This is a genomic window from Kitasatospora sp. NPDC059795 (assembly GCF_042732175.1).
Lineage (GTDB): Bacteria > Actinomycetota > Actinomycetes > Streptomycetales > Streptomycetaceae > Kitasatospora.
On record NZ_JBHWID010000001.1, the window covers coordinates 831350 to 845993 of the forward strand.

Here is a 14644-nt window from a genome sequence, read left to right on the forward strand (position 1 = left end):
GGAGGGGGGACCGAGAAGTGACACCGTCAGCGACCACTGAGCAGATCAAGCCCGTACGGCGGCCGCCGCGGCCAGGGTCCGCCGCCCGTCCGGCCGGTGGGGGCCCGGCCGGCGGCGCGGGCGTCCTGCGGCTGACCGCCGTGGACGTCCGCATCCTGGAAGGCGTCGCGGTCGGCACCTCGACCGCCCGGCTGGCGGCGTCGCTCTATCTGAGCCCGCAGGGCATCGAGTACCGCATAGGGCTGATGATGCGCCGTTTTCAGGCCGCGAACCGGCCCGCTCTGGTCTCCCGGGCGCATTCCCTCGGTGTGCTGAGCGTCGGGACGTGGCCACCTCGCGTTCTCCCGGAATTCCTCGACTCCTAGAGTTCCGGAAGAGAACGGGGCGAAAAATTCTATTCCCGGGGTGGTGAATGCACTCCGCCGGTATGCTTGCAGACATTTTCCCAGACCCGGATATCGTCTGGATATCGCGCCGCGCGACGGGTTCCCGAGCGTCTGGTCGAACGCCGGATTCTGCGGCATTGTGCTGTCGGGCCCACATCTGCTGCACCACGTCCGGGCCGCACCACTGTCCCCTCCTTTCACACTGATCACACTGATTCACAGGAGTAGTCATGAGTCTGGGGTACCTGTTCGGCGGCGGCGTCGGGACCGAGCCGCACGGCCTGGAGCTCTACCGGACCTACGAGGTCGTGCAGAGCTGGTACGAACAGGTCTCCGCGTGGACCGGGCTGACGGTCGGACAGATCCTGGAGGAGGACCTCCCGACCGCCCAGGAGGAGCGCCAGAGCGTCGGCACGGTCCGCGAAGCCGCCCTCGCGATCGGCGTGCACGACGTCCTCGCCTCGTTCAACCTGCGCCCCGCGGCCATCGGCGGCCTCAGCCTCGGCGCGATGACCGCCAGCTGCCTCGCCGGATCGCTGGGACGCCGGGAACTGTTCGAGATGCTGGCCTCCTCCCGCGACACCCCGGAGCCGTCCGCCGACGACCCGCAGCAGGGGATAGCCATCGCCTTCTCCTCGCTCGCCGACGGCTCCCACCCCGGCGACGGCGCCCCCTCCTACCCCGGCGAGAACGTCCCCGGCGTCCACCTGGCGGGCGACTTCGGCCCCACGGCCGACGGCACCAAGCGCATCATGATGCTCGCCGGCCACGCCGAAGCACTCGGCGCGCTCGCCGCCGAGGTCCCGCCGGGAACGGTCGTCCCGCTCCCCGGACGCACCATCGCCGTCCACACCCCGCTGCGCCGGCCCTACCGGGACTTCATGGCCCCGCGCATCGACGCGATCCCCTTCGCCGACCCCGAGATCCCCCTGCTGTCCTGCCTGGAGCCCAAGGTCCTGCGCACCGCGGCCGACGTCAGGGACCTCTTCCAGCGCAACTCCACGGACCCGATCAGCCTGGTCGACGTCTACACCGGGATGAAGGAGCAGGGCGTCCAACTCGGGCTGGTGATGGGCCCCTCGATCCCCGAGGGCATCCTCGCGTTCCCCTTCCCGGTGGTGCACATCGAACGGCCCGAGCACATCGAGCAGGCCCTGACCACCGCGTACGACCTCGGCATCGACCTCTCCGGCACCCCGGCCCTGTCGTGACCGCCGCGACCGCCGCCACCCGCGCCGACCCGGACGCCCAGATCGCGCGATGGCTGGACACCGACCTCGACGAGTGGACCCGGGGGGTGGTCCGGCGGCACTTCGACCCGGTGACCGGAAGCCCCTACTGGCTCGGGCAGGCCGCCCGGCTGGACTTCGACCCCCGCGACATCACCCGTTACGACCAGCTCGGAGCCTTCGGCCCGTTCCCGCTCGACCGGCTGCGCGTGGAGGACCCCGCGGACCTCGTCCCGCTGTCGGTGTCCAGGCCGCTCGCCGGACGGGTCTGGGACAGCGGCGGCACCACCGGCACCCCCTGTCGGGCTTTCTACACCCCCGACATGCTGCTGCACCGGGCGCTCTGGCGCCGCTGGTCCTTCGTCAGGGAAGGCTTCGTGCCGGGCCGCACCTGGCTGCAGGCCACCCCCACCGGACCGCACCTGATCGGGAACGGCGTCCACGAGGTCTCCGAACTCCACGCCGGTCAGGTGTACGCCGTGGACATGGACCCCCGGTGGGTGAAGCGCCTCATCCGGGCCGGACGCATGGCCGAGGTCGACGACTACACCACCCACCTGCTGGAGCAGATCACCGACGTCCTCAAGCAGGGCCGGGTCCACTACGTCAACACCACCCCGGCCCTGTTCCAGGCCCTCCGCCGACACCGGCCCGAACTGGTCGCCGCCCTCGACGGCGTACGCCTGAGCGGCACCCAGATCAGCGCCGACATGTACCGGACCTTCACCACCGCCCTGCAGGGCGGGATCTGCGGACTGACCTACGGCAACACCTTCGGCAACGCGGCCCTCCTGGACATCGAGCGGGACGGCGAACTGATCAGCTACGTCCCGAACTACCCGCAGGTCACCATGGCGGTGGTCGACAAGGGCGACCCCTCGACCCTGGTCGCCCCCGGCACGGTCGGCCAGGTCCGGCTCACCGTCCTCCACGAGGACCTCTTCCTCCCCAACATCCTGGAACGCGACCAGGCCCTCCGTCACCCGACCGACCACTGGCCCACCGACGGCGTCGCCAACGTCCGCCCCCTCCAGATCGCCAACTCGTCCCCGGAGGGCCTCTACTGAACCGCCACTCCCGGGCGGACGACCGGCGCGATGGTCGGGCGGCGGCCGATCCGGTCGGCAACCGCGATCAGGCGACGAAGTTCTTGTCGATGAGCATCTGCAGGACGTCGACGTGGACGTCGGCGAAGTCCATCGGGACGATGCCGTAGCGGGCGGCTCGGCCGGTGCGGGCGGCCAGGTACGGGCGGACGGACTGGTCCATCAGCGTCTGTTCGGCGGTCCTGGGCCACAGGCCGCCGGCGTAGCTGAGGAAGTTGACGTACATCTGCGGGGAGTCGGGGTCGGCGGTCGCGGCGTCGAACTGCTGGGTGATCGCCCGGCCCTTGACCCGCAGCGGGAACAACTGGTCGGTCTGCCAGAGGTCCTGGGTGCGGACGTACTGGTTCGTGCCGCTGGACCACTGGATCAGGCCCCAGTCGTTGGCGAAGTCGGCGAGCAGCACGATCCGCCCGCGGGCGGCGCCGAGGGTGGGCCAGCCGTAGAGGTGGAAGAGGCCGCGGTACCCGAGGTCGTCGAGGTAGTGGTTGACCCGGCGGCGGAACTCGGCGGCGTCCAGGGCCTGGCCGCCCGCGTTCTCGTTCTTGAGTCGCATGACGAGCGTCTCGCCCTGATGGGACGCCAGGAAGGCGCGGCACTGGTCCAGGACGTCCTGGAGGCGGACGTACTGGTAGGCGTCGGAGTGGTAGATGCCGAGTTCGTCGGCCGTTCCCTGCAGGCCGTTGCACCGGATGTCGAGGAACCGGACACCCTGGGCGAGTTGCTCGGGGACGCCCCAGTTCTGGGTGTGGGACCACTCGGTGCCGTGGGCGGGGTCGGTGCAGCAGGAGTCGTGGGTGCCGGGAACGGTCAGGCCGAGAAGGGACCGCTCCGGCGCGAGGTACGACATCCAGTCGGCGGTGGGTTTCCCGCCGGGCGTGCCGGCCGAGCCGGCCGCCGCGCGGGCGGTGGGCGTCGGGAGGACGCCGCCGAACGCGGTGGCGACGGCGGCGAGGGCGCCGCGGGTCAGCAGCGTGCGGCGTGCGATGGCCATGGGAGTCCCCCGGTTCGTCGACCCTGCCCGAATGTTGTCCCGTTCATGCCCAGTCCGTTCCGGGGGTATGCGGCGGCCAAGGCCCGCGGCATTCCCCGGCTGCGGCCGACCTTCCGGCCGAGCGCTGCGAACGCCCCGCTCGGCGCTCCCTCTTCGACATGTCGACGGCGGCCGGTTGACCGGTGGTCGGCCGGTGTGCGGCGCGTACGTGGAAGGTGGGCGCGGTGAGTCCGTGCTCCTTGCGGCCGGAGGCCAATTGCGCCGTCAACGTCGGGACGACGTCGAGGAGTGGGCGGACCGGCGGGTCCTCCGAGCCGTTCGGCTCCAGCTCCGGCAGAGGGCGTCGGTCGTCGGTGACGGAATACTGACGCTCCGTCATGGGACGATGTCGGCGTAGCGGCAGCGGGCCGCTCAGTGAGGAGACGCCGTGTCCGAGACCGAGCCCAACGCCAAGGGCCCCGCCAAGGTGCAGATGTCACCCGAGCAGATGGCGAACCTCGGGATGTCTGCGCCCCCCGGGGCGGCTGCGCCCGAGCCGACGTTGATCCCGGCGGACCAGGTCGAGCCCGAGGACATCGCGACCCTGTCGATCGAGTACCGGGACGGCCGGCCCGTGGTCGTCGTGAGCGGCGGGAAGTACGTTCCGTCCGAGCTGCCCGTTGTGAACAGTGCCGGGGTGGCGTGCGCGGCCCGATTCGCCTGGTCGAACGGCGTGGCGCAGCTCCACGCGCCCGACCCGGCGCAGTCGCCCCGATCGCCGCACGCCGACCCCGACGTGCTGCTCGTCCTGTTCGAGGCCGTCCCCGACCAGATCTCCATGCGGGAGCCCGGGGAGGGAATCCACTTCGGGCTCGGCTGAGTTCGCAGGCGCCGCGGTGGGTCCGTGGCGGCCCGTCGCCGGAGGGCGTGTGGAGCGCCCGCCGGCTCGTCGGGCACCAGGTCCACGTCCTGTTCAACGTCTGCCGTGTCGGTGATCGAACTGCCGGGGGCCTGTGGCCCCGTGCTCCGATCGAAACCCATGGCCGCCGGCGCGGATCCGTGCGAGGCGGTGGCGGCGCGTGAGTGGTCGGCGGGTCGGTGGATCGGGCTGTGCCCGCCTCTGGACCCGCACGGTCCGGGTTCCTAACATGAGCACTGCTCGCATTATGTGACTCGTGCTGTGTGGAAGGACCCTCATGACGGACCGTTACGACCTTCCCGCCGGCTTCCGGTGGGGCGTTTCCACCGCCGCGTACCAGATCGAGGGCGCGGTGGAGGAGGACGGCCGGGGTCCGTCGATCTGGGACGCCTTCTGTGAGCGGCCGGGGGCGGTGAAGAACGGGGACAGTGGGCGGGTGGCCTGCGACCACTACCGTCGCTGGCCCGAGGACGTCGCGCTCATGAAGGGTCTCGGGCTGGACGGGTACCGGTTCTCGGTGGCGTGGTCGCGGGTGCAGCCGGAGGGGCGGGGGAAGGCGAACGCGGCCGGGCTGGACTTCTACGAGCGGTTGGTGGACGGGCTGTTGGAGGCCGGGATCGCGCCGCTGCCGACGTTGTTCCACTGGGACCTGCCGCAGGCGTTGGAGGACGAGGGCGGCTGGATGCAACGGGAAACCGCTTTCCGGTTCGCCGAGTACGCGGCGCTGGTGGCGGACCGGCTCGGGGACCGGGTGCCGGCCTGGATCACGTTGAACGAGCCGTTCGTGCACATGGTGTTCGGGTACGCGCTGGGGATCCACGCGCCGGGCCACGGGCTGATGCTGGACGCACTGCCCGTCGCCCACCACCAGCTCCTCGGCCACGGGCTGGCCGCCGCCGACCTGCGCTCGCGCGGCCTCGACGTCCTGATCGCCAACAACCTGACGCCCGTTCGGGCCGCGAGCGAGGCCGCGGAGGACCGGGCCGCCGCCGACGCCTACGACGCGCTGCACAACCGGCTGTTCATGGACCCGCTGCTGCTGGGCCGCTACCCGGACCTGTCCGCGTACGGGGTGGGGGAGGACCTGCACGGCGCGGTGCGGGACGGCGACCTGGAGCTGATCGCGGGGCCGGGGCTCGACGGGCTCGGGGTGAACTACTACAACCCCACCCGGATCGCCGCCCCCACCGACCCGGGGCTGCCGTTCACGCAGGCCCCGATCGAAGGCGTGCCGCACACCCACTTCGGGTGGCCCGTCGTCCCGGACGGGCTGCACGAGCTGCTCGTGGGTCTGCGCGAGCGCTACGGCGACGCGCTGCCGCCGATCACGATCACCGAGAACGGCTGCTCCACCGACGACGCGGCCGACACCGACCCCCTCGACGACAGCGACCGCATCGCGTACCTGGCCGGCCACCTCGACGCCCTGGCCCGCGCCGCCGCCGACGGCATCGACGTCCGCGGCTACTACACCTGGTCGCTGCTCGACAACTTCGAGTGGGCGGAGGGCTTCAGTCAGCGCTTCGGCCTGGTGCACGTCGACTTCGACACCCAGGTGCGCACCCCGAGGGCGTCGTACGCCTGGTACCGGGACCTGATCGTCGACCACCGGGCGGGCCGCGGCCGGGAGTAGGGGCCGCCGCCGACGGCATCGACCGGCGGACCTGGTGTCCGCCGCCCGCGTACTGTGGTGTCGGCCAGGAGCGGGGGCTTGCTGAAGGGGAGGGGAGTCGTTGCGCAGGGTGCCGGCGGAGATGTTCCGGTTCACGACGGGGGACCGGGCCGAGCTCTACGGGGCGATTCTGCAGGCGTTCGGTGCGGCCAACGAGCGGCTGGAGACGGCTCTCGGGCTGGACGAGGTCCGTGTCCGGCTGCGCGCGGCGGGGTGGCTCGATGCCGTCGACGACGAGGACCTGCAGGACGCCCTGCGCCGGCTGCGCGCCTGGGAGTTGCTCGACGTCGTCCAGAACCACGCGGAGAACTACCGTACGGCCGAGGAGTACGAGCGCCGGAACCTGCAGTACTCCCTGACCCGGCGCGGCGAGGCCGCACTCGCCGGAGTGGAGCACGCCCTCTCCGTGCTCGCGTCGACGGGCGCGCTGCAGACCGCCGTGCTGGAAGCCGTCGCCGACCGGCTCGACGAGCTGTACGTGCTGCTCGGTGAGCCGGAATCGTCGGATCGCAGGGTCTTCACCACCCTGCAGGCACTGGAAGGCCACCTGGAAGCGCTCCTGGCCAACACCAAGGCGTTCAACGGCGAGTTGCAGCGCCTGCTGCGCGCCGAGGGCGCGGACCTGGCGACGTTCCGCGAGGTCAAGGCAGCGACAGTGGCGTACCTTCAGGAGTTCCTGCGCAACCTCGACCAACGCGGGCAGGCGGTGGCCTCGGCGGTGCAGCGGGTCGAGCAGCGCGGGGTGGGCCGGTTGCACGAACGGGCGTTGCGGGGCGCCGAATTGCCGCCGGGCGCGGACAGCGATCCCGCGCAGGCCTGGCTGGAGCGCCGCCGCGCGCGCTGGGAGGGACTGCGGGCGTGGTTCCTGCCGGCCGACGGTTCACGACCGCGCGTGGAGCAACTGCACGACGTCGCGCGGCGGGCCATCGTGACGCTCCTTCAGGTGCTGGACCGGATCACCGAGTCGCGTCGGCGATCCTCCAGCGCGGCTCAGGACTTCCGGGTGCTGGCCCGCTGGTTCGCGGCCGCGCCCACCGAGGACGACCTGCACCGGCTGTGGTCGACAGCCTTCGGGCTCGGCCCGGCCCGGCACGCCCATCTCGCCCACCCCGACCCCGAGTTGGTGCCTTCGGCGCACCGCTGGGCGGAGGCCCCGCCGGTCCAGGTGTCCGCGCTGCTGCGCACCAGCGGACGTACCGAACGGTTCACCCGCACCGGCAGGGTCCGTGACATCGGCGCCGTCAAGGCGGCCCGGGCCGAACTCGCCCGGAAGGAGCGCGCCGAACTCGACGCCGCCCGGGATGTTCTGAGCACCGACGGCCCCGTGCGGCTGTCCGCCTTCGGCAGGCTGGACGACGCCGTCTTCGAGCGGCTGCTCGACCTGCTCGGCAGGGCGCTGGCAGTCCGCCCGGACAGCAGCGGGACACGCCGGACCGTCACCTCCGACGGGCGCGTCGAGATCGTCCTGAGCCCCGGCGACGGCGGAACGGCCGTGCTGCGGACCTCGCGCGGACAGTTGGAGGGCCCCGACTACCTGGTGGAGATCCGCAGCCCGGGAGACAGGCGGACGCGCGTTCCGGAGGAAGACGCATGAGCACCCTCGCCAACCAGCTGGTCCTGGCCGAGCGGGAGGACGTCGCCCGAGGAATCAGACTGCTCCTCGGCCGGCCGTTGATCACCGAGCGCGGTGACCCGTCCGCCTTCGCGCTGATCCGACGCCGGCAGGACCCGTTGACGAAGTGGTTCGACTACCACTGCGGTTGGCAGCTCGTGGTGGAGCCCCGCCTGGGATACGCGCGGCTGCTGAAGATCCGGACCGTCCCCGACGCGTCCCGCCCCGCCCGCCGACTGCGGTCGGGCAGAGCGCCGTTCGACCGCCGCCGGTACACGCTGCTCTGTGTCGCCGCGGCCGAGCTGCTGGCGGTCTCCGTCACGACCGTCGGGCTGCTCGCCGACCGCGTCGTCCAGGCCTGCGCCACCGACGAGGCGCTGCCGCCGTTCGACACCGCGAGCAAGCCCGAACGCATGGCGTTCGTGGACGTCCTCAAACTGCTGGAGTCCTCCGGCGCGCTGCTCACGATGGACGGCGCCACGGACAGCTTCGCCGAGTCGGCGGACGCGAAGGTGCTCTACCGGGTGGACGCCTCCGTCCTGATGCGCCTGCTCGTCGCCCCCGTCGGACCGTCCCGACTGGCCGCGCCGACCGAGGAGATACCGCTGCGGTTCGCGGAACTCCTGCGGGAGACGGTGCGCGAGAACCGCTACGGCGGCGCCGACGCGTCCGACGCCCAGCGCAACCTCCGGCTGCGGCACTCGGTGCTGCGCCGGCTCTTCGACGACCCGGTGCTCCACCACGACGAGCTCGCCGCGGACGAACTCGCCTACCTCACCTCTCCGACCGGCCGACAGGTCGTCCGGCGCGCCGCCGAGCAGGGCGGCTTCGTTCTCGAAGAACGCGCCGACGGCCTGCTGCTCGTCGACCCGGACGCGATCGCCACCGACAGCCGGTTCCCCGACGACTCCGCATCGGCCCGGGTCGCCGCACTGCTCCTGCTGGAGCCGCTGACGGCCGCTCCGGGCGGGCTGACACCGGAACAGCTCACCGCCGAGGCGCACGGCCTGCTGCGCCGCTTCCCGCAGTGGGCGAAGAGCTACCACTCCGAGGACGGCGCCCAACGTCTGGCCATTGACGCGGTCGGCATCCTGACCGACTTCGGCCTGGCCCGTTCCGGCGGCGACCGCACGGTCGCCAGGCCCGCCGCGTTCCGGTACCGGGCCGTCACCGCCACCGGCCCACTCTCGTGACCAGGGAGAACCACCTCTTGACCATCCCGGAACTCCCGTCCGCAGCGGCCGGCGGGGTGCGCTGGCAGCCGTCCAGGGCCGGCATCCTCAACGTCTGGCGCTACTACGACGAGATCTTCACCTTCCACCAGGGCCGCCTGCTGCTGAGGGGCCAGAACGGCACCGGCAAGTCCAAGGCGCTGGAAGTGCTGATGCCGTTCCTGTTCGACGCCAGCCTGCGCCCCAACCGGCTGTCCACCTTCGGCGGTTCCGAGCGCACCATGCACTGGAACCTGATGGGTGAGGGCGCGTCGGGCAAGACCCGAGTCGGCTACGTCTGGCTGGAGTTCCGCCACCCCGGCGAAGGCGGCCCCGCCTGGTTCACCTGCGGCGCCAGGCTCCAGGCCGGCGTGCACACCAGCGGTGTCACCGTCGACTTCTTCACCACCACCGCACGGATCGACCGGCCCGGCGGCCTCGCCCTCGTCAACGACGCCGGACAGCCGCTCACCCGGGCCGCGCTGGCCGAGGCCCTGAACGGCCGGGGCGACCTGCACGCGTCGGCGGACGACTACCGCGGCGCCGTCCGCAGCATGCTCTTCCCCGGCCTCGGCGAGCAGCGCTACGACGCCCTGATCACTGCCATGCTCCAGCTCCGCACCCCGAAGCTCTCCGAGCGCCTGGACCCGTCGCTGCTGTCCTCCCTGCTCTCCCGGGCACTGCCACCCCTCGGCCAGGGCGAGATCACCGAACTCGCCGAAGGCTTCGAACGACTCGACCGGCAGCGCGAACACCTGAAGACCCTGGACGAAGAAGTCACCGCCGCCACCGCCGTCGCGACCCAGCAGCGCGGCTACGCCCAGCGCGTCCTGCGCGCCGGCGCGGCCGCGCTCATCTCCGCCACCACAGACATGGACAACTACGCCCGCGACGCCCGCGCCAGCGAGGAGGCGCACGCCGAGGCCGTGCGCGAGCGCGAGCGGACCAACCGGGCGAAGGCCGAACTCGAACACACGGCGCAGGAGATCGACGGCGCCATCGAGGGCCTGCTCGACTCGGAGGTCTACCGGCAGGGCCAGGAGCTCGACCAGCTCCGCCGCCGCACCGAGAAGGCCACCCAGGCCGCCGCGCGGGCGCGGGACGCCGCCGCCCGCAAGATCCGCACCGCAACCGAGGACGCCGGACAGGCCGACCAGGCACGGCTGCGCGCGGATCGGCGCGCCGCGCAGACCAGGGCCGCCGCGGCGGACACCCGCAGCGCGGCCCGACGGGCGGCCATGGAGTCCCTCTGCACCGAGGTGCAGACCATGCTCGACACCGCCCCGGGCCCGTCGGACGACGTCACCGACCACGGGCGCGGCGCACGCCGACTGCTGCGCGGCGCCGTCACCTCACGGCACGGCCAGATCGCCGAGGTCCGCGCGGCCGCCGAACAGCACGAGCGATCCGCGGCCGGACGCACCGCGGCGGAGGAACAACTCGACGCGGCCCGCGCGCGGCTGGCCGACGCGGCCGAGCGGCGCGACGGCCACGCCCGCGACTACGAGACCGCCGTCGACGCCCAGGCCGACCGGCTGCGCCGGTGGGCCACGGAGGCCTGCACCGAACTGCGCCTCGACGACATCGAGGAACTCGTCTCCCGGGCCGCCGTCGAGACCGACGTGCTGGCCCTGGTCGACGCCGCCGCCCGCGCCGCCGAGAGCACCCTCACCGCGGACGAGACCACCACCCGGGCCGCCCGGGACAGCGCCCATGGCCGGCGCGAACGGATCGGACGGGAACTGGACCGCACCGCCGCCGCGACCGAGCTGCCGCCCGCACCGCCGCACACCCGGACGGCCGACCGTGCGGCCATGGCCGGAGCGCCCCTGTGGAGCCTGCTGGCCTTCCAGCCGGACGTGCCGACCGGCGACCAGGCCGGCATCGAGGCCGCCCTGGAGGCAGCCGGCCTGCTGGACGCCTGGCTGACCCCCGGCGGCGACCTGGCGGTCCCGGGACACGACACCCTGGCCGACCCGGCGTCGGCCGCCCCCGCACCCGGACCCTCGCTGCTCGCCGTCCTGCGCCCCGAACCCGATGCCCGGGTGCCGGCCGAGCAGGTCCGGCGGCTGCTCGCCGGCATCGCCTACGGCCGCACCCTCCCCGCCGGGCACCCGGCCGCCGTCGCGGCCGACGGCAGCTGGCGCCTCGCGCCGGCCACCGGCACCTGGGCCAAGGAGGAGTCCAGCCACATCGGCGCCGCGGCCCGGGAACGGACCAGGAGACGCCGGGTCGCCGAACTCACCGCCGAACTGGACGCGACCAACGACAGCGTCGGGGCGCTCGACGCCGCGCTGCGCGCCCTCGCGGACCGTCGGTCACGGCTCGGCGCCGACCTCCGGTCCAGGCCCGCGCACCGGGACGTCAGCCAGGCCAAGCGCGCCTGGGAGCGCTCGGAATCCGAGGTGGGCGCCCGGGACGACGCCGTCCGGGAGGCAGTCGCGCGGCTCACGCACTGCGAGGACGCGGCCACGGCCGCACGGCGCGCACTCGCCGTCGTCGCCGCCGAGCACGCCCTGCCCGCCGAACGCGCCGCCCTGGACGCCACCGCCGACGCCGTCGACGCGCTGCGTGACCAGGCCGACGTCTGGCTGGACTCCCACCTGGACTGGGCGGCCCTCCGACAGGCCTGGGACACCGCCCGCACGCACGCCGAGACGTCGCAGGCCGACGCCGAGGAGAGCGCCGCCGACGCCGAACAGGCCGAGGCCGCCGCCCGGGGCCTGCGCTCCACACTCGAAGCGGTCGAGAGCACCATCGGCGAGGACTACCGCCAGGTGGCCGCCCGGCTCAGCGGTCTGCGGCAGTCGTCCGGTCGGACCCGACGCGAGATCGAGGACGGCACCAAGGCGCTCATCACGCTCGAAGGCCGGATCGGCTCGCTGTCCGCGACCATGGCCCAGGACGCGAGCCGCCGGGACGGCGCCGTCGCCGCCCGCAACCGGGCCGCGCAGCGCTTCCGGCGCCTGTGCGACCTCGGATTCCCCGAGGACTCCGGCAGCACCCTCACCCTCGGCCACGACGACGGCACCCGCGCCACCCTGGAGGCGGCCCGCGACACCGCCGCCAGGTGGCCGAACCTGCCCCACAGCACCAGGAACCTCGGCGACTCGCTCAACCGCCTCTCGGAAGCCGTCCACCGGGCGCGCCAGAGCCTCAGCACCCGCGCCGACCTCGAACTCGAAGCCGACGAGGACATCCACGTCTTCGTCGCCTCGATCGACGGCGCCCGGACCGGCGCGGCCGGCCTGCTCGCCACCCTCACCGCCGAGCGCGACCGCAGCCGGAACGACATCACCGCCGCCGAACGGAACCTCTTCGACCAGACCCTCACCGGCGACACCCGCCGCCACCTGGCCTCCCGGATCCGCCAGGCCGGGGACCTCGTGGAACGGATGAACGGCCACCTCGAACGGGTCCGCACCGCGTCCAAGGTGGCCGTCCGCCTGGTCTGGCAGATCCACCCCGACCTGCCCGCAGGCACCAGGACGGCCCGCGAACTCCTGCTCAAGGACCCGGCCAGGATCACCGAGGCCGACCGCGAGGCCCTGCACGCCTTCTTCCGCGGCCGCATCGAGGAGGCCAAGACCCGTAACACCGCCGCCACGTGGGAGGAACAGCTGGCCGAAGTCCTCGACTACACGGCCTGGCACCAGTTCGTCGTCAAGCTGGACCGCGCCAACGGCTCCGGCTGGCAACTGCTCACCAAGAAACTCCACGGCGCGCTCTCCGGCGGCGAGAAGGCCATCGCCCTGCACCTCCCGCTGTTCGCCGCCGTGGCCGCCCACTACGAGGCGGTGCCGGCATCGCCCAGGCTGATCCTCCTCGACGAGGTCTTCGTCGGTGTCGACACCGTCAACCGCGGCCAGGTCTTCGGGCTCCTCGCCGCGCTCGACCTCGACCTGGTGCTCACCTCCGACCACGAGTGGTGCACCTACCGCGATCTCCCGGGCATCGCCGTCCACCAGCTGATCACCGGCGCGGACGGCGACGACGCCGTCACCAGCGCCCGCTTCGTCTGGACCGGCGCCGAGCTGCTGTCGGACGACTCGGGCTCAGGGGAACCGATATGACGGGCCGTCATGCACTGGACGTCCCGGCGCTCCGGCCGCTCTGGTGCGCCGTGCACGACCGGCTGTCCACCGGCAGGCCGGTCAGCCGCGTCCGCGTCGGGCCGCTGGGCGACGCGGGCCGGGAAGCCCTCGCCGACCTCCTCGGCCTCGACCGCCTGCCCGGCGTCGAACCCACCGTCCCACTCGCCCGGCTCGAAGTCGCCGTGGCGGACGCCTGCGGCCAGTCCGTGCGGGAGGTGGCGGCCGCCGTCCTCGGCCCGATCCGCGACCGGGCCGCCGAGCGGGAACAGGAGTCGACCCGACGTGCGGCGCTGTGGGAGTGGCTGGCCCGCCACGAGGTGGTCACCGCCGAGCCCGCGCTCGCCGACTGGGTCACCCACCTGCGGGCCAACGGCCTGGTCGACGGCTCGCTCGACCGCACCCGCAGCCTGCTGACCGCCGCGCTCGGCGTCCTCGCCGCGCTCCCGTTCGACGGAGAGCCGCTCCCCGTCCTCGCCGCACGCCTCATCGACGGTGACTCCCACGCCCTCGACGACGGAACGCGACTCTCCTCCACGGTCCTGCGCGCGCTGGCCGTGCTGCACGGCGTCGAGATGCCGGACGGCGCCCAGGAACGGCGATCGCTCTGGAACAGGGCCGGTGTGGCCGACGACGACCTGTCGAGCACCGTGCTCGCCGTCGGACTCCGCCCCGACGGCGACGGCCCGGTCGCCCGGATCTCCCGCATCAGCGCCGAAGCCGGGCACCCCGTCAGCCTGACCCTCGCCCAACTTCGCTCACCCGGGGACTTCACCGGGCCCACCGGCCCGGTGCACATCACCGAGAACCCCAGCCTGCTCGCGCTCGCCCTGCGCCGCTTCGGCCGCCACTGCCCGCCACTCGTCTGCACCTCCGGCTGGCCCAACACCGCAGTGATCCACCTCCTGCGTCGACTCTCGACCTCCGGCGCCACCCTGCACCACCACGGCGACTTCGACGGCGAGGGCATCCGCATCGCCGCCCACGTCCTGGCCAGAACGGGTGCCGTGCCCTGGCGCATGTCGGCCGAGGACTACCGCTCCGCCGCTGCGCAGATCCCCGCCGGCCCCGACCCCGGGCGCCTCACCCCCGCGCCCTGGTCTCCCGCGCTCACCGCTGCGATGGCCGAGCTGGGCACCGCTGTGGTCGAGGAAGTGGTGGCGGACGTGCTGCTCGACGACTTGGGGGCGCATGCCACGACTGGGTGTCCGAGGGACTGAGGGTGCCTTGATCTGATTGATCGTCATGTCAACTGTCACGGACGGTAGTTGACGAATCGTCGTCACGGCCGGTCATGGGGCGGCAAGTTCGGGTTTCCGCTGCGTTCGCCGGGGCTTCGTTGATAGCGTTGGTGCAGCGTACGGGCCTGCTCAAGTGACGTGGAGCGCGCAATGTGGCGCGGACCAACAAGGCGTCAGATCTTCTGTGGCGGGCACCCATAGTGGTGG

At 72.8% G+C, this 14644-nt stretch carries 10 protein-coding genes; 9 read left to right on the top strand and 1 reads right to left on the bottom strand.

The window, feature by feature from the left end; translation table 11 throughout:
• The first annotated feature begins 17 nt into the window (after positions 1-17).
• From ACFV4P_RS03780 to ACFV4P_RS03790, 3 genes are all read left to right on the top strand, one after another.
• Positions 18-365, top strand: a complete 348-nt coding sequence (locus tag ACFV4P_RS03780; protein ID WP_380467006.1) for a helix-turn-helix transcriptional regulator — start codon at positions 18-20, stop codon at positions 363-365.
• Between the two features lie 251 nt (positions 366-616).
• Positions 617-1597, top strand: a complete 981-nt coding sequence (locus ACFV4P_RS03785; RefSeq protein WP_380467008.1) for an ACP S-malonyltransferase — start codon at positions 617-619, stop codon at positions 1595-1597.
• Positions 1594-2682, top strand: coding sequence for an arylcarboxylate reductase (locus ACFV4P_RS03790; protein WP_380467011.1), 1089 nt, complete (start codon positions 1594-1596; stop codon positions 2680-2682). Before ACFV4P_RS03785 ends, ACFV4P_RS03790 begins: the two co-directional genes overlap by 4 nt.
• Positions 2683-2749: 67 nt before the next feature.
• Here ACFV4P_RS03790 and ACFV4P_RS03795 read toward each other — a convergent pair whose 3' ends face one another.
• On the bottom strand, positions 2750-3712 hold the full coding sequence (locus tag ACFV4P_RS03795) for a phosphatidylinositol-specific phospholipase C (RefSeq protein ID WP_380467014.1): 963 nt from the start codon (positions 3710-3712) through the stop codon (positions 2750-2752).
• Positions 3713-4139: 427 nt separating this feature from the next.
• Between ACFV4P_RS03795 and ACFV4P_RS03800 the strand changes: the two genes are divergently transcribed.
• The 6 genes from ACFV4P_RS03800 to ACFV4P_RS03825 all read left to right on the top strand — a co-directional run bounded on the left by ACFV4P_RS03800 (position 4140) and on the right by ACFV4P_RS03825 (position 14416).
• Positions 4140-4571: a hypothetical protein gene (locus tag ACFV4P_RS03800; protein ID WP_380467016.1), complete on the top strand. Its 432-nt coding sequence runs from the start codon at positions 4140-4142 to the stop codon at positions 4569-4571.
• Positions 4572-4887: 316 nt separating this feature from the next.
• Positions 4888-6243 (top strand): GH1 family beta-glucosidase, encoded by a 1356-nt coding sequence (locus ACFV4P_RS03805; protein WP_380467019.1) that lies wholly within the window; start codon positions 4888-4890, stop codon positions 6241-6243.
• 121 nt (positions 6244-6364) lie between these two features.
• A complete protein-coding gene (locus ACFV4P_RS03810; RefSeq protein ID WP_380467022.1) occupies positions 6365-7876 on the top strand; it encodes a TIGR02677 family protein in 1512 nt (503 codons plus the stop codon).
• Entirely contained in the window at positions 7873-9087 is a 1215-nt protein-coding gene (locus ACFV4P_RS03815; protein WP_380467025.1) for a TIGR02678 family protein, read from the top strand. Before ACFV4P_RS03810 ends, ACFV4P_RS03815 begins: the two co-directional genes overlap by 4 nt.
• Before the next feature lie 17 nt (positions 9088-9104).
• A complete protein-coding gene (locus ACFV4P_RS03820) occupies positions 9105-13178 on the top strand; it encodes a TIGR02680 family protein (protein WP_380467027.1) in 4074 nt (1357 codons plus the stop codon).
• Positions 13175-14416, top strand: coding sequence for a TIGR02679 family protein (locus tag ACFV4P_RS03825; RefSeq protein WP_380467030.1), 1242 nt, complete (start codon positions 13175-13177; stop codon positions 14414-14416). Before ACFV4P_RS03820 ends, ACFV4P_RS03825 begins: the two co-directional genes overlap by 4 nt.
• The last annotated feature ends 228 nt before the right edge of the window (positions 14417-14644 follow it).